This is a genomic window from Ectothiorhodospira sp. BSL-9 (assembly GCF_001632845.1).
Lineage (GTDB): Bacteria > Pseudomonadota > Gammaproteobacteria > Ectothiorhodospirales > Ectothiorhodospiraceae > Ectothiorhodospira.
On sequence record NZ_CP011994.1, the window covers coordinates 523,616 to 541,379 of the forward strand.

A 17,764-nucleotide genomic window follows, 5' to 3' on the forward strand; every position below is an offset into this window, starting at 1 on the left:
AAAAGGTGTCTGTCCCCTTTTTGCTGTCCCCTTTTTGCTCCTATCCCAGCAGGATCACCGAGAAAAAGCTGAGCCAGGCCAGGATGACCAGGGCTACCACAAAGGTCATGGCGCCGTTCTCGAAACTGAACATGGGGTGCCGGAGCACCGGTAGTCGGCGAACCGCCGCGATCCACTCATTCAACCTGTCGATCATCACCTGTCCTCCTCGTGCTGTTCTCGCGATGCCGGATCCCGACGCGGGATCCTGGGATCATCGTCATCCATGAGGATCCGGTGGGCCGGACCCTCCATGTCGTCGTACTGCCCGGCGCGCACCGTCCACAGGAAGGCTGCCAGGATCACTGCCATGAAGATGATCCCCAAGGGGATCAGCAGATACAGAATGTTCATGTGCCGTCACTCCCGCCCGTCAGGCCCTGGTCACGCAACCGCAGGGCATTCACCACCACCAGCAGCGAACTCAGGGACATCCCCAGCGCCGCAATCCAGGGGGTGATCAGCCCCACCGCTGCCACGGGCAATGCAATGGAATTGTAGCCAATGGCCCAGCCGATGTTCTGGCGGATCACCCTGCTCGTCTCCCGGGCCTTGTCCAGGCCCGCCGGCAGGACCGCCAGCTGATCCCGGTAGAGGATCATGTCGGCACTGGCCTGTGCCAGCTGCGTGCCCCCGGCCATAGCCACCGATACCGTGGCCCGGGAGAGCACCGGCGCGTCATTGACCCCGTCACCCACCATGGCCACACGGGCACCCTCCGCCTCCAGGGCCTCCAGCGCTTCCAGCTTGTCGGCGGGCGTGAGCCCCCCCCGAGCATCGTCGATACCCAGTTCCCGGGCCAGACGTCTCACGGTAACCGGGTCATCACCCGAGAAGACATGCAGATTCAGGCCGCGTTCCTTCAGGGCCTGCACGGTGAACAAGGCATCCGGGCGCAGCCGGTCCTCCAGGGTGAACAGGGCCAGGGGGCCGGACTCGTCACCCAGGGCGATGACGGTGCCGTGGTGGGCGTGTTGGCGGGCCATGTCAAGAAGGTGGCCCCCTGCCTCGCCGCTGACCAGTTCGGCCACAAAGCGGGGACTGCCAAGGCGGACCCGTCTGCCATGGACCCAGCCCTCCACACCCAGACCCGGGAACGTCCGGGGCCCATCATCCTCCGGTGCCTCCCCCTTCGCGGCCAGGGGCCGCTCCCACGCACGTTCGCCTTCCGCCGCTTCCACCAACGCCCGCGCCACCGGATGTCCCGACCCCACCTCCAGCGCCGCCGCCATTTGCACACAACCGCTGCGATCCAACGACCCCAGCACCTCCACATCCCGAACACTCAGCCGCCCCTCGGTCAGGGTGCCCGTCTTGTCGAACACCATGTCGGTCACACTGGCCAGCCCCTCCAGGGCCTCACCCCGGGCCGTCAGCAACCCCCGACCAGTCAACGCCCCTGTCGCCGCCGTGATCGCTGCCGGCGTGGCCAGGGCCAGGGCGCAGGGGCAGCTCACCACCAGCATGGCCACCATCACCCAGAAGGCCCGGGCCGGGTCGATCCACCACCACCACACCAGGCCCACCAGGGCCGTCAGCACCAGCACCGTCCCCACGAACCAGCCCGTGCCCCGCTCGGCCATCACCGCCAGGCGGGGCTTCTGGGTCTGGGCGCGGTCCAGCAGGCGCTGGATGGCCGAGAGCACCGTGTCGGCGCCCACCTGCTCCACCCGCATCACCAGTGGGCTTTCCACATTCACCGTGCCCCCGGTCAACCCATCACCCCTGCCCCGCGCCCGGGGCAGGCTCTCCCCCGTCAGCAGGGATTCATCCACGCTGGAACGCCCGGACTCCACCACCCCATCGGCGGGCACCGGCTCCCCGGGGCGTATGCGCACCCGATCCCCCGGAGAGAGCTCCGTCACCGGCACCTGCTCCTCGCCCGTGTCGGTCAGGCGCGTGGCCACCGCCGGCAACAACCGCCCCAGGGCCTCCGTGGCCTGACCGGCCCGCTGGCGCGCCGCCATCTCCAGGTAACGCCCGGTGAGCAGGAAGAAGACAAACATGGTCACCGACTCGAAATACACATGCTCATGGCTGCCGGTGACCGTGGCCCACACACTGGCCAGATAGGTGGAACCGATGGCCAGGGCCACCGGCACATCCATCCCCAAGCGACGCTGGCGCACATCCCGCCAGGCCGAGGTGAAGAAGCCGGCGCCGGCATACACCACCACCGGCGTGGCAATGAACAGGGCCACCCAGCGCAGGAAGTGCATCATGTCTTCCTGACCCGCCGCGCCATGCCCCAGCCACAGGGCCACGGCGATCATCATCACCTGCATCATGCCCAGCCCCGCCACCGCCAGGCGCCTCAGGGCCCGGTCCCGCTCCCGCTTGAACGAGGCCTCCTGACGCCCCGGGTCAAAGGGATGGGCCCGGTAACCGATCTCATGGACGGCCTGAAGGATTCGGCTAAGCTGAACCCGGCTGGTGTCCCAGCGCACCCGCGCCCGATGCGTGGAATAGTTCACCGAGAAGTCCAGCACCCCGGGCAGGGCCTTCACGTGGCGCTCGCTCAACCACACACAGGCGGCACAGGTAATGCCCTCCAGCATCAGCGAGGCTTCGCGCACATCTCCCTCGGCCACATGCACAAAGCTGCGCTGCACCTGCTCGGTGTCGTAAAGATCCAGACCGGCCAGGGGCGCCAGCGGGTCCGGCGGGCCGTCGGGGGTCTCGGTGCGATGCCGGTAATAATCCTCCAGACCGGCCTCGACGATGGCCCCGGCCACCGCCAGGCAACCCGGACAACAAAAGGCCCGCTCCTCCCCCAGCACCACCCGACGAAATGCGCTGCCCCGGGGGACCGGCAGGCCGCAGTGGTAACAAGCTTCCCGGGTCACCCTTCCCTCACGGAAGTGACGCCCCGCTGCTCATGCAGCTCCTCACCACGGTACACCTGCAGGAGTAGATCCCAGCGACCCGGGGCCGGGAAGCGCAACTGCGTCTGATACAGGCCCGGCCCCACCTCATGCATCTCGAACACCTGATCCATGCGCTCATCGGATGGCCGCATGAACTCCCCCACGATCTGCGCCCGGCGCACCGGCTCACCCTCCCGGTCGGTCACCTTCACCTGGAAGGTGCTGGCCTCATCCAGCCGGGGTGCCTCCAGCCAACCCTGACGCACCTGCCAGCCCCGCTCGGCCTGCACCTTGGCCTGCTGCATGTATTCCTGAGCCAGGGCCTGGTTCTTGTGGGAGATATGGGCAGCGGTCCCCGGGAAGAAGGAGGTCACGTGCTCAGCGCCGCTGCGCGGCTCCGGCAGGATGCGCCCCACCAGGTTACTGGGCATCCCCTGGTGGGCCACGGTCACCAGGATGCCGTTGACCGTGGCGATGACCAGGAAAAAGCCGATGATGGTCGCCGGCGCCCAGTGCACCTGCAGTCGCCCCACCTTCTCACCCCGACCCGCCTGGCCCTCGATCTGGTTCATGATGATGCCCAGGCCGTAGGGGGTGATCACATAGAAGGCCAGATGGATGGCAAACACATCCGCCCCGGGCCAGAAGACCACCGAGATGGGGATGAACACCAGCATGGTGAACACCAGCACCGTCAGGGATGTCTGGTAGGCCCGCAGTCGGGTAAAGCGGTAGAGCACGAAGAACAGGATGATCCCGGCGAGTACGCCCAGGCCAAGAGTGAGAACGAGTGGATCCATGATGGCGTTTACCTGCAGAAAAGTTGTTTCATCTCAAAATGAACTGCGACTCCACCCGCACCACATCCATCCCCTCCGGCTCCACCGGCACCAGCTCGAACGCAACCCCCTGCTGGCGTGGCGCTCCTGCCGGCACGTCGTAACGCACCCTGGCCAGCAACGTGGTGCGCTGCTCCGGCATCAGGCTGAGCTGATCGATGCGGCCCGTATCCAGCTCCGCCCCGTCCAGCCCGGTGAGCCTCAACTCCAGCACCACCGGATGCTGGGCCTTGTTGTGCACCCGAATCTCATAACTGTTCTGGATGGAGCCATCCGATAGCTGCACGAACAGCGGCTGGCGCACCTGGCTCACCGAGGCATCCAGCGGCGTCTGATGCGCGATGCCCCACACCAGCAACACCGTGATCAATACCAGCGGCGCTGCATATCCGAGGGTCTTGGGCTTGAAGTACCGGGTGCGCCGCCCCTCAAGGGCATTCTCCGAGGTATAGCGCACCAGCCCCCGGGGCCATTTCATACCATCCATCACCGTGTCGCAGGCATCCACGCACAGGGCACAGTGGATGCACTGGTACTGCAGCCCGTCACGGATATCGATGCCCACCGGGCACACCTGCACGCAATAGCCACAATCGATGCAGTCACCCACCCCCTTGACCTCACGCTCATCGCGCGTGCGCAGGCCCCGCACCGGCCTGGACCGACCCTGAGCCCCCTCCCCCCGGTCGGCATCGTAGGACACGATCAGGGTGTCCTTATCAAACATCACACTCTGAAAGCGGGCATACGGGCACATGTAAGTGCACACCTGCTCGCGCAGCAGGCCGGCCAGCAGGTAGGTGGTGACGGTGAGAAACCCAGTGGTGGCATAGGCCGCAAACGCCGCCTGCCCGGTGAAGAAGGCCACCACCAGGTCCGGGGCATTGGCCCAGTACAAGGTAAAGGTGAGCCCGGTGGCAAAGGCCACCAACAGCCACAGCCCATGGGTGGCCCCCTTGAGCGCCGTGGCCCGGGGGCCGCCCTGTTCGGCCAGTCGCATGCGCGCCGCCCGATCCCCCTGCAGCCAGCGCTCGATGAGCATGAACACGTCGGTCCACAGGGTCTGAAAGCAGAAATAGCCGCAGAACACCCGTCCCGCGATGCCCGTCACCATGAACAGCAGCAAGGCCAGGATGATCAGCAGTGCCGCCAGCCAGAAGATGTCCTGGGGGTGCACCAGCAGGTCAAAGAGGTAGAAACGGCGTCCGGGAATATCGAACAGCACCGCCTGGTTGGCCGCGTGCTCACGCTCCCAGCGCAGCCAGGGGAGCAGGAAGTACACCCCGTAGGCCAGGGCGAGCACGCCCCATTTCAGGTTGCGGAAACGCCCCTTGACGGCCCGGGGGTAGATGGGAATACGGGCCTGGTACTGACTATCGGGCATGCGCGCTACTGACCACCCCCGAACTGGTGCACATAGGTGGCCAGCACCTTGATCTCGGCATCGGAGAGACGATCACCAAAGGCCGGCATCTCCTGGCGCACCCCCTCGTAAACCAACTGACTGATCAGGGCACGGCGGGCCGCATCATCCTCGGCGCCACGCACATCAATGTTCTGCCAGATATCGTTGGTCAGATCCGGCGCGCCCTGGGAGCGCAAGCCGGTGCCATCGGGCCGATGGCAGGCGTGGCAGCCCCCCTCGTGGCCCTGGTAGATCTCCCCGCCCCGGGCGATCTTCTCGGCATCCCCCTCATACCCCGCCAGACTCAGCACATAGGCCGCCACAGCGTCCCGCTGCTGCTCATCCAGCGTGTCCCGGTAATCGGGCATGAACCCCAGTCGCCCGTGGGAAATCGTCTGGGCAATGGTTTCCACATCCCCGCCCCAGTGCCAGTTATCGTCGGCCAGGTTGGGATACACACCCATGAGCCCCGCCCCGCCGGTCTGATGGCAGGCGGCGCAAAAGTCACCGAACATCCCCCGGCCATAGGAGTTCACGAAGGCCAGCTTGTTGGTATCGCCGAGCACCTCGTCCAGGGTGCTATCGTCAATCACCTGCAAGAACTCACGCTGGCGCACCGCAGAATCACTGGTCTGCATGTCCCGCACCAGCAGGGCACGGCTGTTCCAGTGGGTGCTTCGCTCCTCGCCGTCCACCTCAAAGGTGATCGTGCTCAATCCCTTGGTAAAGGTGTCGGCCACCGGCCAGGCCGGATACAGCAGCCAGTAGATCAGGGAGAACACCACCGTGGCGTAAAAGCCCCACAGCCACCAGCGGGGCAACGGGTTGTCGTACTCGCGCAGGTCGTCGTCCCAGGTGTGGCCGGTGGTCGGCACGCCCTGGCCGGGGCGGTCTTCAGGTTTTTGTCCGGATTCGCTCATGGCCGGTCCTTCCTGTCCTGGTCGGGTTCTTGAGGCGTGTCCTCATCGTCAAGGGGAATGTAACGATAGGATTCAAGACGCTCCGAACGACTGCGACTGGAAAACAGATAGATGAGGATGCCCACGAAGGTGCTGAAGAACAGCAACAGCGCCACAATCTTGCTGTTGCCCAGGTCCGTGATCCAAAGCCAGAGATCCGCCACGTCAACACCCCATCATCGAAATTCGACGAAGTAACCCTCGTCGTACTGACTGAAATCCACCAACGTGCCCAGCATCTGCAGATAGGCCACCATGGCATCCATCTCCGTGATCCGCGACGGATCGCCATCATAGTTGCCCCGGCGCGCCTGGGCCTCCAGGTTCTCCCGGGCATCATCAATGTGCAGCATGCGCGCGGTCTGTTCGCCAAAGCGCTCCACGTTGGCCTCGAATTCCTCCTCATTGATGGAATACGGCACGCCCACGCGCCTCAGGGCCCGCATGCGCTGCTCGATGTCGTCGTAGGCCAGGTCCCGACGGGCCAGCCAGGGATAACCCGGCATGATGGACTCGGGCACCACCGATTTCGGGTCGATCAGGTGGCGCACATGCCACTCGTTGGAATACTTGCCGCCCACCCGGGCCAGGTCCGGCCCCGTACGCTTGGAACCCCACTGGAAGGGATGGTCATACATGGACTCCGCCGCCAGGGAATAGTGCCCATAACGCAGCATTTCGTCCCGGAAGGGCCGCACCATCTGGGAATGGCAGTTGTAGCACCCCTCGCGCACATAGATATCCCGCCCCCGCTGCTCCAGCGGCGTGTAGGGGCGCACCCCGTCCACCTCCTCCACCGTGTCGTCGATGTAAAACAGGGGGACGATTTCCACCAGGCCGCCGATACTGATCACGATCAGGGTGAGGATGACCAGCAGGCCTGCATTGGTCTCGATGGTTTCGTGCTTCATCTTCATGGCTGCTTATGGCTCCCTGATCAGGCTCGGGCAGTGGCTGCAGCGCCACCCGCAGTCCGTGACTCCGCTGCCTTCAACGCGCGATGCGCGGGCATGACGGTCTTGTAGATGTTGAAGGCCATCAGCAACATCCCGGCCAGGAACAAGCCACCGCCCATGGCACGCACCACATAGGGCTGATGCAGGAACACCACCGTCTCGATAAAGGTGTAGGACAGGTTGCCGAACTCATCAAAGGCCCGCAGCATCAGGCCCTGACCGATACCCGCCACCCACATGGCGACGATGTAGAGCACGATGCCGATGGTGGCCAGGAAGAAGTGCACATACACCAGGCGAATGCTGTAGAGCTTGGTGTCCCACAGGCGCGGGATCAGGTGATACAGGGAGCCGAAGGTGATCATGGCCACCCAGCCCAGGGCCCCGGAATGCACATGCCCCACCGTCCAGTCTGTGTAATGGGACAGGGCATTCACGCTCTTGAGGGACATCATCGGCCCCTCGAAGGTGGCCATGCCATAAAAGGACAGGGAGGTGATCATGAACAGCATGATCGGGTCGGTGCGCAGCTTGTCCCACGCCCCCGAGAGGGTCATCACCCCGTTGATCATGCCGCCCCAGGAGGGCAGCAGCAACAGGATGGAGAAGGTGGCCGACAGGGTGGTCACCCAGTCCGGCAGGGCCGTCCAGTGCAGATGGTGCGCCCCCACCCACATGTACAGGAACACCAGCGCCCAGAAGTGCACGATGGACAGCCGGTAGGAATAGATGGGCCGACCCGCCTGCTTGGGCACGAAGTAATACATCATCCCCAGGAAGGCCGCAGTGAGGAAGAAGCCCACGGCGTTATGGCCGTACCACCACTGGGTCATGGCGTCCTGCACCCCCGAGAACAGGGAGTAGGACTCCAGGCTGAACAGGCTCACCGGCACTGCCAGGTTATTGAAGATATGCAGGATGGCCGTGGCCAGGATGAAGGCCATGAAGAACCAGTTGGCCACATAGATATGCGGCTGGGTGCGGCGCAGCAGGGTCATCAGGTAGACCAGGAAATAGGCCACCCAGACCACGGTGATGAGGATGTCGATCTGCCAGGTGAACTCGGCGTATTCCCGCCCCTGGGTGAAGCCCGCCATGTAGGTGATCGCCCCCAGGAACACCGCCGCATTCCATCCCCAGAAGGTGAACTCCGCCAATCGGGTACCGAACAGTCGCGTCTGGCAGGTGCGTTGCACCACGTAATACGAGGTGGCAAACAGGGCGTTGCCGCCAAAACCGAAGATCACCAGGGTGGTATGCACCGGCCGGAAGCGCCCGAAACTGATCTGGGCGATATCGAAGTTCAGGAACGGGAACGCCAGCTGCGCGGCGATATACACCCCCACGCCCATCCCCAGCACGCCCCAGACCAGCGACATGATGGCGAACTTCTTGACGATGGCGTAGTTGTACTGCTCGGAGGGGGCAACCGGCGCGCTTGGCCGTGCTGCATCTGCGGTGCTCGACTGGGCCATGATCTGGTCTCTTATGAATTCCCTTGGAAAAGGTATAGACCTTTCCGTGGAAAATTGCGACCGCTCAAGGCCGCCGGCAAAACCTGACTTTAATCCAAGGAATTAATGAAAGCGAACAAGCGGAATTGATGGGGGTAAAAGCTGAGGTGATGCACAAAAAAGGGGACAGACACCTTTTCCGGGCGCGCCGTTGGCGCGCGGAAAAGGTGTCTGTCCCCTTTTTTGCCTCACCCCGCCCGAATCGGAATCATCCCCTCCGGCAATCCGCTCGGCGCTGGCGCATCCGGCACCCAGGCATGGCCGTACACCACCTCATAACTGGCCGGCAACAGCCCCTCCTGCCGGTATTCCTCATAGGCCTTCTCCAGCGCCCGCAACCGGCCCGGCGAGGTCAGCCCCCGCCCTCGCCCCGACAACGCATTGGTCGCCCCGATCGCCTTCAGATCCCGCATCAAGCCCCGCACATCCGGATACGTCACCGTCATCCGCTCCACATCCATCACCGGATCGGCAAAACCCGCCCGCACCAGGGCATCGCCAATATCGTGCATGTCCATGAAGGCATTCACGTGAGCGCGACCATCCACCGCCTCCCAGGCCCGACGCAGCTCCACCAGCGTGTCCGGCCCCAACGTGGTGAACATCAACAGCCCCTGGGGCGAGAGCACGCGCCGACACTCCGCCAGGGCCCGATCCAGATCATTGCACCACTGCACCGTCAGGCTGGAGAAGATCAGGTCAAAACTGGCATCCGCGAAGGGCAGGGATTCCACATCGGCACACACCAGCCCCGGCCTGCGCCACCAGCCGGCCCCCTTGGCCGTGAGTCGCAACATGGCCGGCGACAGATCCAGGGCCACCACCCGACTGCCCTTGTACAACCGCCGCAACCCGTGCGCCCCCTGTCCGGTCCCCGCCCCGGCATCCAGCACCCGCAACGGATTCAGCTTCACCCACTGCAAACGCTCCAGCAGCCGCGAACACACTTCCCGCTGCAGCACCGCCGCCTCGTCATACGAGGCCGCCGCCTGGTCGAAGGTGGCACGCACCCGCCGTTTGTCCAGGCGATAGGGTGAGGCATCAGTCATGCAAAAGGCTCCGCAGGGTCTCTTCAAAGGCTTGGGGCCGGGACAGGAACGGCGCATGTCCGGCCCGCTCGATCACGGGGGTCTTCATTCCGGGCCGCAGGGCCCGCAGCTGCTCACCCACGCCCGAGGGCACCAGGGTGTCATATTCGCCCAGGATGGCATGCACCGGGCAGTCCAGGGCCGCCAGCTCGTCGCGCAGATCGCACCGACGCAGCCACTCCAGTCCCTCGTGAAGCGCCTGCTCCGCTGGCGGGCTGTCCAGCAACCGGGCGCGCAGACCCCGCAGGGCGTCCTGGGCATTATCCAGCCCATGAAACTGCAGGGCCAGAAAGCGGTTCAACGTGGAGCGGTAGTTGGCCGCCAGCCCCTGGGCAAAGGCATCCAGCACTGGCGCCCGCATGGCATGGGGCCAACCCTCACCCTGCACAAACCGGGGCGTGCCGGCCACCAGAATGACCTTTCCCACCCGGTCGGGATGACGCGTCGCCGCGCGAATGGCCACCAGGGCGCCCAGGGACCAGCCGATCAAGGTGAGAGCGCCGGAATCGTGGGAATCCGTCAACGGGGCTGTCGTGGCCACCACCCGATCGGCCACATCATCCAGCTCTCCAAGACATCCCTCCCCGGCCAATCGCCCATGCCCGGGCAGGTCCACCGCCAGCACCTGAGCATCGCCCTCCAGCGCCGGCACCAGATCATCCCACACCCCGGCGTTAAGCCCCCAGCCATGGATCAGCGTAAAAAGGGGACAGACACCTTTTCCAGGCGCGCCATCGGCGCGCGGAAAAGGTGTCTGTCCCCTTTTTCCTTTTAGAACTCCCGCCTGCATCGGTTATGATCCCCCCACATCCAGATCGCCCACCGGATCCCGGCCGCAAGGATACCGTTTCATCATGATCATCCAGATTATCCTGATCATCGCCGCCTACCTGATCGGCTCATTATCAACTGCCATCATCACCTGCAAGCTCCTGGGCCTGCCCGACCCCCGCACCCAGGGCTCGGGCAACCCCGGCGCCACCAACGTGCTGCGCTCCGGCGGCAAAAAGGCCGCCATCATCACCCTGACGGGCGATCTGCTCAAGGGCTTGATACCGGTACTGATCGCCCAGGCATTCGGCCTATCCGGTCTGGCGCTGGCCCTTGTGGCCCTGGCCGCCTTCCTGGGGCACCTGTTCCCGGCCTACCACGGCTTCAAGGGCGGCAAGGGTGTGGCCACCGGCCTGGGCGTGCTGCTGGGCCTGCACTGGGCCGTAGGCGTCGCAGCCCTGGTCACCTGGCTGCTCGCCGCCGGCATCAGCCGCATCTCCTCCATGGGCGCCCTGGTAGCCGCCACCCTCACCCCCATCTGGATCGCCATCATCCTGGGAGACTTCTGGCTCACCATGACCGGCTGCATCATGATGATCCTGCTGTACTGGCGTCACTGGAGCAACATCCAGCGCATCCTGGCAGGGACGGAGCCAAAAATCGGGCAGAAGTAGCGTAAAAAGGCCGCCGTAAAAAGGGGACAGACACCTTTTTACGGCGGCGGGCACTCTCCTTCAACGCAGCTCCTCGATCGACCATCTCGCCCGGGCCTCGATCTCCGGCCCGGCGGACTCCCCCGCGGCCAGCCGCAAGGCACCCGCCAGGGCGATCATGGCGCCGTTATCGGTGCAGAACTCGATGCGCGGATAAAACACCGCTCCGCCTTCCGCCTCGGCCATCGAAGCCAACGCCGCCCGCAACCGCCGGTTGGCGCCCACGCCGCCGGCCACCACCAGACGACGCACCCCCGTCTCCCGCAGCGCGCGCCGACACTTGATCATCAGCGTATCCACCACCGCATCCTCGAAGGCACGGGACACATCCGCCGCCAGGGCATCGTCCGGCGGTGTATCCCGGAACGTGGTCAAGGCATGCGTCTTCAACCCGGAGAAACTGAAATCCAGCCCCGGCCGATCCGTCATGGGTCGCGGGAACCGGAACCGACCCGGATCCCCCTGCTGCGCCAGTCGCGCCAGCGCCGGGCCGCCGGGATAGCCCAGACCCAGCAGCTTGGCCGTCTTGTCGAAGGCCTCGCCGGCGGCATCGTCCAGGCTCTCCCCCAGGATGCGATACCGCCCCACCCCCTGCACATCCACCAGCATCGTATGGCCGCCGGACACCAGCAGCGCCACGAACGGAAACTCAGGCGCCGGATCCTCCAGCAGCGGCGCCAGCAGATGCCCCTCCATATGATGCACCCCCACCGCCGGCACGCCCCAGGCCCAGGCCAGACTGCGCCCCACCGACGCCCCCACCAGCAACGCCCCCAACAACCCCGGCCCAGCGGTGTAGGCCACCCCGTCCACCTGGGACGCGCTCACCCCCGCCTCGTCCATCACCTGACGCAGCAACGGCAGCACCCGCCGCACGTGATCCCGCGATGCCAGCTCCGGCACCACGCCGCCATACTCGGCATGCATGGCCACCTGACTGTGCAGCGCATGGGCCAAAAGCCCCCGACGGGTATGGAACAAGGCCACCCCGGTTTCGTCGCAGGAGGTCTCGATGCCCAGCACGCAAAGATCCCGGGCGGGGGCGGATTCGGTGGATAAAATCATTTTATTGTTAAGGGCTTTGGATTTTGACGGGAAGGCCACTATAATGCTGGATTCTCCGCCGGAGGTGGAGAGGCTTTGCCCTGAACCCGATACTGGAACCGAACAACGGTAATGTGACCCTATGCCTCATGTACGAGTAAAAGAGAACGAACCCTTTGAGGTGGCCCTGCGCCGCTTCAAGCGTACCTGCGAAAAAGCCGGCGTGCTCACGGAAGTCCGTCGCCGCGAGTTTTACGAAAAACCGACCGAAGTGCGCAAGCGCAAGGCTGCTGCCGCGGTCAAGCGTCAGATGAAGCGTCTGTCCAAGGAAATCGGTCGTCGCGAACGCCTGTACTAAGGCCATCCGCACAGATTCCAGCCCCGCGCCCGCCTCCCGTTGGCGCGGGGTGCCATGACCTGGTCAATGCATCCCTCAGTAGGGCCTCGCCCCTGACCTATTCCCGGTCGTGCGGTCGCCAGCCGGCGAACAGGTCCAGCGCCGGCCCAGGTAACCGACACCCATGACCCAAGCCGCCCCCCTCAAGACCCGCCTCACCGAAGACACCAAGGCCGCCATGCGCAGCGGCGACAAGCCCCGTCTGGGCACCTTGCGACTCATCCAGGCCGCCATCAAGCAACTGGAAGTGGACACCCGCGCGGAACTGGACGACGCCCAGATCCTGGCCGCCCTGGACAAGATGGTGAAGCAGCGCCGCGAATCCATCAGCCAGTACCAGAACGCCAACCGGGAAGACCTGGCCGCAAAGGAACAGGCCGAACTGGACATCATCCAGACCTACCTGCCTCAGCAACTCTCCGAAGACGAGATCCGCGACCACATCGAAGCCGCCATCGCCGACACCGGCGCCGAGTCCCCACGGGACATGGGCAAGGTGATGGGCGTGCTCAAGCCCAAGCTGCAAGGGCGCGCCGACATGGGGGCCGTGAGTGGACTGGTGAAGGCCAGGCTTTCCTGAGCCCGAGTAAAAGGGGACAGACACCTTTTATGAGCGCGCCGTTGGCGCGCGGAAAAGGTGTCTGTCCCCTTTTACCGCTTTTACCGCCCTACCGCCCTTGACCCACGTCGTCATTCAGTCCCGCATCCATATACTCATGCGGCCAACCCTTCGTATAATCGGAGGTTTAACCCCACTGCATTGAGAACTCATGAGCCAACTGAAAAACGACCGCTTCCTCCGGGCCCTGATGCGCCAGCCGGTGGACACCACCCCCATCTGGATCATGCGCCAGGCGGGCCGCTACCTGCCGGAATACCGCGAAACCCGCGCCCGCGCCGGTAGCTTCATGGACCTGTGCCAAAACCCGGAGCTGGCCTGCGAAGTGACCATGCAGCCGCTGGATCGCTTCCCGCTGGATGCCGCCATCCTGTTCTCCGACATCCTCACCATCCCCGACGCCATGGGCCTGGGCCTGTACTTCGCCGAAGGCGAAGGCCCGCGCTTCGAGCGGCCGGTGCAGGACGCCAAGGCCATCCGCGCCCTGGGCGTGCCCGACCCGGAAGACAAGCTGCGCTATGTGATGGACGCCGTGCGCCTGATCCGCAAGGAACTGGACGGCCGCGTGCCGCTCATCGGCTTCTCCGGCAGCCCCTGGACCCTGGCCACCTACATGGTGGAAGGCAGCTCCTCCAAGGACTTCGCCCTCCTCAAGGGCATGCTGTTCGACGACCCGGACACCCTGCACCACCTGCTGGGCGTGCTGGCCGATACCGTCATTGAATACCTGAACGCCCAGATCGCCGCTGGCGCCCAGGCCGTGATGGTCTTCGACACCTGGGGCGGCGCCCTCAGCCCCGAGAACTACCGCAAGTTCTCCCTGCAGTACATGCAGCGCATCGTCAACGGCCTCACCCGTGAAGCCGACGGCCGCCGCGTGCCCGTGGTGCTGTTCACCAAGGGCGGTGCTCAATGGCTGGAAGACATGGCCGACACCGGCTGCGACGCCCTGGGCCTGGACTGGACAGTGGAAATCAGCGAAGCCCGCCAGCGCGTCGGCGACCGCGTGGCCCTGCAGGGCAACATGGACCCGTCCGTGCTGTACGCCTCCCCCGACAAGGTTCGGGAAGAAACCAAGAAGATCCTGGCTGGTTTCGGCAAGGGCAGTGGCCACGTGTTCAACCTGGGCCACGGCATCCATCCCAAGATCAACCCCGAGCACGTTGCCGCCATGGTGGAAACGGTGCATGAGGAAGGTCGGAAGTACCACGACTAAATAATTATCGTGGCGGGGACGGATTTTTGGCTTAATGGGGACGGATTTTAATCCGTCCCCATTAAGCCGCGTCCTCATCAGGCTTCACCCAACAACCGCTCCACCTCCCTCACCCCAGCCCGCCGCATGGGGCGCCCATCCACCGGGCTCGGTGGCGGCTGACGAATGCCGTCCACGGGGAACACCACCGCATCCACATCCACCCCCTCGGCACCAAACTCGATGCACGGGTAGAACACATGCCCCTGCGCACCCCGCAGCCGACGCTCGTCACTTCGCCAGGTGACCCCTCTATCCTGTAGATAAAAGATCACCTCCTCCACGCTGTCGGCAAACACATGCAGCGTGAGTTCGTCGCGCCCGTTCACAATCCCCGCCAGCACCGGCCCCACCAGGCGCGGATTGAAAGGCTCCAGCAACTGCATGGCCTGCACGGCCATCCGCCGCAGGTGCGTGAGCCGCTGCCGGGACTCATCATCCTCAAACAACCGCTGACGCTCGAACACCGCCTCCTCGATCTCGGTGTTACGGGGCAGATTGCGGGTTTGCCCGGCGCCCAGACGGTCGGCCGCCTTGCGCTTGGCCAGACGGTAATCCACCACGCCCTCATCCAGGATGATGCGCGCAGCCTCTTCGGCGATCATCTGCCGTACACGGATATCGTTGATGGACATCGTCGGGCCTCCTGGAGTCCGGAAAAGGGGACAGACACCTTTTCCGCCAAAGGCGAAAAAGGTGTCTGTCCCCTTTTCCGGTCCCCTTTTCCGCTCAAAAAATCTGATCCGGCGTCATATCATCCCGCCTTGGCGTGGAGCCCGAACGCTCCTCCACCCCAAGATGAGGCAACTGATCCTGGGTGAAGGTTTCAAAGATCGCCCGCTGCGTGCGATGGTCAACCCGCTTCCCGGTGTCCGCATCAATACGCACCGTGACCATGCCCCGAGGCTCCTCCGGCAACCGCTCCGGGCGCCCCTCCAGGGCCTTGCCCATGAAATCCACCCACACCGGCAGGGCCGCAGAAGCCCCCGTCTCCCGACGCCCCAGGGAGGAATAGTCATCAAACCCCACCCACACCGACGTGACCAGATCGCCGTTGAAGCCACTGAACCAGGCATCCCGCAGATCATTCGTCGTGCCCGTCTTGCCCGCCAGATCATCCCGACCCAGGGCCGTGGCCCGGCGACCCGTGCCGCTGGTGATCACATCCTGCAGCATGCTCACCATCTGATAGGCATTGGTGGCCGACAGCGTACGCTCGGCCGGCACGAACTCGGGCGTTCCGGAGGCCGACCCATCCAGGGCCGCCCCCTCCACCGCCACCAGATCCCCATCCGGATGCGCCGGCACCTGGCAAGGCGGCGGGCACACCCGGCGCGGCACCGTGCGGAACACCACCTCACCATAGGGATCCTCGATACGATCCAGGAACCACGGGTCCACCCGATACCCGCCATTGGCAAACACCGCAAAGCCCCGGGTCAGCTCCAGCGGCGTCACCGAACCACTGCCCAGGGCCAGGGATAACCCCGACGGATGCCGCGAGCGCTCAAACCCGAAATGCCCCAGGAAATCCAGCGTAGGCTCCACCCCCACCTCGTCCAGCAACCGGACGGACACCAGGTTACGGGAGTGGGCCAGGGCCTCCCGCAAGCGCGTGGGGCCATAGAACCGCCCTGAGTAATTCCGTGGGCGCCAGTCCCCATCCAGGGAAATGTCAGCCACCACCACCGGCGCATCATTAAACACCGAGGCCGGCGAATGCCCATGGGCCAGACCCGCCGAATAGATGAACGGCTTGAAGGCCGACCCCGGCTGACGCTCGGCCCGCACCGCCCGATTGAAGTTGCTGCGGAAAAAGTCGTAACCACCCACCAGGGCACGCACCGCCCCATCTTCCGGGTCCAGGGCCACAATGGCCCCCTCCACCGCCGGCACCTGGGCCAGCGACCAGCCCTCGCCGCCTTCGCCCCGCATCACCCGGATCACATGCCCCGGGCTCACCACCTGCGACACCCGCTGCGGCGCATTGCCCACCCGCGAGGCATCGATATAGGGCCGCGCCCACTCCATGGCCGCCAGGTTCAGCTCGATCTCCTCACCCTGCCCCATGTACACCGTGGCGCTGTCGCTGCTCACCTGGGTGACCAAACCAGCCCAGAGCCCACCCCCGGCACGAGGATAGCCGGCCAGCAGGCGGTCCCGGGCAGCCTCATCCGGGTAGTCATCCAGATCCACCTCGGCCTCAGGCCCCCGATAACCATGGCGCCGATCATAGGTCAGCAAGCCCATCCGCAGCGCCCGGATGGCCTCCTCCTGCATGTCCCGATCCAGGGTGGTGTACACCCGATAACCGTCCTCATAGGCCGACTCCCCGTACCGGGCCACCATCTCCATGCGCACCATCTCGGCCACGTGCCCCGCGCTCACCTCCACCACCGCCGAATGCAACCGGGCAGTGATGGGCGCCTCCCGGGCCACCTGGAAGTCCTCGGTGGAGATATAGCCCAGATCATGCATGCGCCCCAGCACATAATTGCGCCGAGCCATGGCACGACGCGGATTGGTCACGGGATTGGCCGCCGAAGGCGCCTGGGGCAGGCCCGCGATCATGGCGATCTGCGGCAGCGTGAGCTCATCCAGCGTCTTGCCGTAATAGATCTGCGCGGCAGCGCCCACACCATAAGCCCGCTGCCCCATGAAGATCTTGTTCAGATAAAGCTCCAGGATCTCATCCTTGGAAAGCTCCCGCTCGATGCGCATGGCCACGAAGATCTCCGTGATCTTGCGCGTGTAAGTCTTGTCCCTATCAAGGAAAAAGTTGCGCGCCACCTGCATGGTGATGGTGCTGCCACCCTGGGTTTTCTCCCGGGTGGAGATCAGGTTCACGGCAGCCCGGGTCAGGCCGACCACATCCACCCCCGGGTGCTCCTCAAAGCGCTCATCCTCAGCGGCCAGAAAGGCCAGACGCATGAGCTCCGGCACCTCATCCACCGCCACCGGCTCGCGGCGCTGCTCGCCGTACTCGGCCATCAGCTCGCCATCACGGGTGAACACCCGCAGCGGCACCTGCAACTGCACATCCCGCAGGCTATCCACCTCCGGCATCTGGGGTGCCACATAAAGATACGCCCCCGCCACCACGAACACGCCCAGGGTGAGCGCAGCCAGGGCAGCGGAGAGAAAAACGCGCAGGGATACAAGGAAAAATTTCATGAAAAAGGTCCGTCATTGGCATCGGACGGCAGGTCATCCGCCTAAAACCACCGCCCCTCGGGCACTTACCGAAGGGGGTCGCGTTTTGCAGAAGACTACGGTAGTAATTACCGGGAGTTGGGAC

General features: G+C 64.7%; 18 protein-coding genes. 4 read left to right on the forward strand and 14 right to left on the reverse strand.

Annotated elements, in window-relative coordinates:
- Positions 1–40: 40 nt before the first annotated feature.
- The 11 genes from ECTOBSL9_RS16800 to bioH all read right to left on the reverse strand — a co-directional run bounded on the left by ECTOBSL9_RS16800 (position 41) and on the right by bioH (position 10,364).
- Positions 41–196: a hypothetical protein gene (locus ECTOBSL9_RS16800; RefSeq protein WP_156500019.1), complete on the reverse strand. Its 156-nt coding sequence runs from the start codon at positions 194–196 to the stop codon at positions 41–43.
- Positions 196–393, reverse strand: coding sequence for a cbb3-type cytochrome oxidase assembly protein CcoS (gene ccoS, locus ECTOBSL9_RS16805; protein WP_063463754.1), 198 nt, complete (start codon positions 391–393; stop codon positions 196–198). The genes ECTOBSL9_RS16800 and ccoS overlap by 1 nt, the downstream gene beginning before the upstream one ends.
- Positions 390–2,885 (reverse strand): heavy metal translocating P-type ATPase, encoded by a 2,496-nt coding sequence (locus ECTOBSL9_RS02635; protein ID WP_063463755.1) that lies wholly within the window; start codon positions 2,883–2,885, stop codon positions 390–392. The genes ccoS and ECTOBSL9_RS02635 overlap by 4 nt, the downstream gene beginning before the upstream one ends.
- Positions 2,882–3,706, reverse strand: a complete 825-nt coding sequence (locus tag ECTOBSL9_RS02640) for a FixH family protein (RefSeq protein WP_063463756.1) — start codon at positions 3,704–3,706, stop codon at positions 2,882–2,884. The genes ECTOBSL9_RS02635 and ECTOBSL9_RS02640 overlap by 4 nt, the downstream gene beginning before the upstream one ends.
- A gap of 28 nt (positions 3,707–3,734) precedes the next feature.
- The gene (gene ccoG, locus ECTOBSL9_RS02645; protein WP_063463757.1) at positions 3,735–5,129 is read right to left on the reverse strand and encodes a cytochrome c oxidase accessory protein CcoG; all 1,395 of its coding nucleotides are present in this window, start codon (positions 5,127–5,129) and stop codon (positions 3,735–3,737) included.
- A gap of 5 nt (positions 5,130–5,134) precedes the next feature.
- The gene (ccoP, locus tag ECTOBSL9_RS02650) at positions 5,135–6,070 is read right to left on the reverse strand and encodes a cytochrome-c oxidase, cbb3-type subunit III (protein ID WP_063463758.1); all 936 of its coding nucleotides are present in this window, start codon (positions 6,068–6,070) and stop codon (positions 5,135–5,137) included.
- Positions 6,067–6,273 carry a cbb3-type cytochrome c oxidase subunit 3 gene (locus tag ECTOBSL9_RS02655; RefSeq protein ID WP_063463759.1) on the reverse strand — a complete coding sequence of 69 codons (207 nt, stop codon included), beginning with the start codon at positions 6,271–6,273 and terminating at the stop codon, positions 6,067–6,069. The genes ccoP and ECTOBSL9_RS02655 overlap by 4 nt, the downstream gene beginning before the upstream one ends.
- 12 nt (positions 6,274–6,285) lie before the next feature.
- Positions 6,286–7,020: a cytochrome-c oxidase, cbb3-type subunit II gene (gene ccoO, locus ECTOBSL9_RS02660; protein ID WP_063465967.1), complete on the reverse strand. Its 735-nt coding sequence runs from the start codon at positions 7,018–7,020 to the stop codon at positions 6,286–6,288.
- A 26-nt stretch (positions 7,021–7,046) separates the two neighbouring features.
- Positions 7,047–8,540: a cytochrome-c oxidase, cbb3-type subunit I gene (gene ccoN / locus ECTOBSL9_RS02665; protein ID WP_063463760.1), complete on the reverse strand. Its 1,494-nt coding sequence runs from the start codon at positions 8,538–8,540 to the stop codon at positions 7,047–7,049.
- A gap of 227 nt (positions 8,541–8,767) precedes the next feature.
- Complete coding sequence (gene bioC / locus ECTOBSL9_RS02670) at positions 8,768–9,628, reverse strand: malonyl-ACP O-methyltransferase BioC (protein WP_063463761.1); 861 nt, start codon at positions 9,626–9,628, stop codon at positions 8,768–8,770.
- A complete protein-coding gene (bioH, locus tag ECTOBSL9_RS02675; protein WP_063465968.1) occupies positions 9,621–10,364 on the reverse strand; it encodes a pimeloyl-ACP methyl ester esterase BioH in 744 nt (247 codons plus the stop codon). The genes bioC and bioH overlap by 8 nt, the downstream gene beginning before the upstream one ends.
- 157 nt (positions 10,365–10,521) lie before the next feature.
- Here bioH and plsY point away from each other — a divergent pair, with 157 nt between their 5' ends.
- Entirely contained in the window at positions 10,522–11,112 is a 591-nt protein-coding gene (plsY, locus tag ECTOBSL9_RS02680; RefSeq protein WP_063463762.1) for a glycerol-3-phosphate 1-O-acyltransferase PlsY, read from the forward strand.
- A gap of 60 nt (positions 11,113–11,172) precedes the next feature.
- On the opposite strand, the gene tsaD is transcribed toward plsY, so the two are convergent.
- The gene (tsaD, locus tag ECTOBSL9_RS02685; RefSeq protein WP_063463763.1) at positions 11,173–12,216 is read right to left on the reverse strand and encodes a tRNA (adenosine(37)-N6)-threonylcarbamoyltransferase complex transferase subunit TsaD; all 1,044 of its coding nucleotides are present in this window, start codon (positions 12,214–12,216) and stop codon (positions 11,173–11,175) included.
- 121 nt (positions 12,217–12,337) lie between these two features.
- Here tsaD and rpsU point away from each other — a divergent pair, with 121 nt between their 5' ends.
- The 3 genes from rpsU to hemE all read left to right on the forward strand — a co-directional run bounded on the left by rpsU (position 12,338) and on the right by hemE (position 14,427).
- A complete protein-coding gene (gene rpsU, locus ECTOBSL9_RS02690) occupies positions 12,338–12,553 on the forward strand; it encodes a 30S ribosomal protein S21 (protein ID WP_025282869.1) in 216 nt (71 codons plus the stop codon).
- Between the two features lie 163 nt (positions 12,554–12,716).
- Complete coding sequence (locus ECTOBSL9_RS02695; protein WP_063463764.1) at positions 12,717–13,172, forward strand: GatB/YqeY domain-containing protein; 456 nt, start codon at positions 12,717–12,719, stop codon at positions 13,170–13,172.
- A 190-nt stretch (positions 13,173–13,362) separates the two neighbouring features.
- Positions 13,363–14,427, forward strand: a complete 1,065-nt coding sequence (gene hemE, locus ECTOBSL9_RS02700; RefSeq protein ID WP_063463765.1) for a uroporphyrinogen decarboxylase — start codon at positions 13,363–13,365, stop codon at positions 14,425–14,427.
- A 77-nt stretch (positions 14,428–14,504) separates the two neighbouring features.
- Here hemE and ECTOBSL9_RS02705 read toward each other — a convergent pair whose 3' ends face one another.
- Together ECTOBSL9_RS02705 and ECTOBSL9_RS02710 are read right to left on the reverse strand one after the other, a co-directional pair.
- The gene (locus tag ECTOBSL9_RS02705; RefSeq protein ID WP_063463766.1) at positions 14,505–15,101 is read right to left on the reverse strand and encodes a hypothetical protein; all 597 of its coding nucleotides are present in this window, start codon (positions 15,099–15,101) and stop codon (positions 14,505–14,507) included.
- 94 nt (positions 15,102–15,195) lie between these two features.
- Positions 15,196–17,640, reverse strand: a complete 2,445-nt coding sequence (locus tag ECTOBSL9_RS02710; protein WP_063463767.1) for a penicillin-binding protein 1A — start codon at positions 17,638–17,640, stop codon at positions 15,196–15,198.
- Positions 17,641–17,764: the final 124 nt, after the last annotated feature.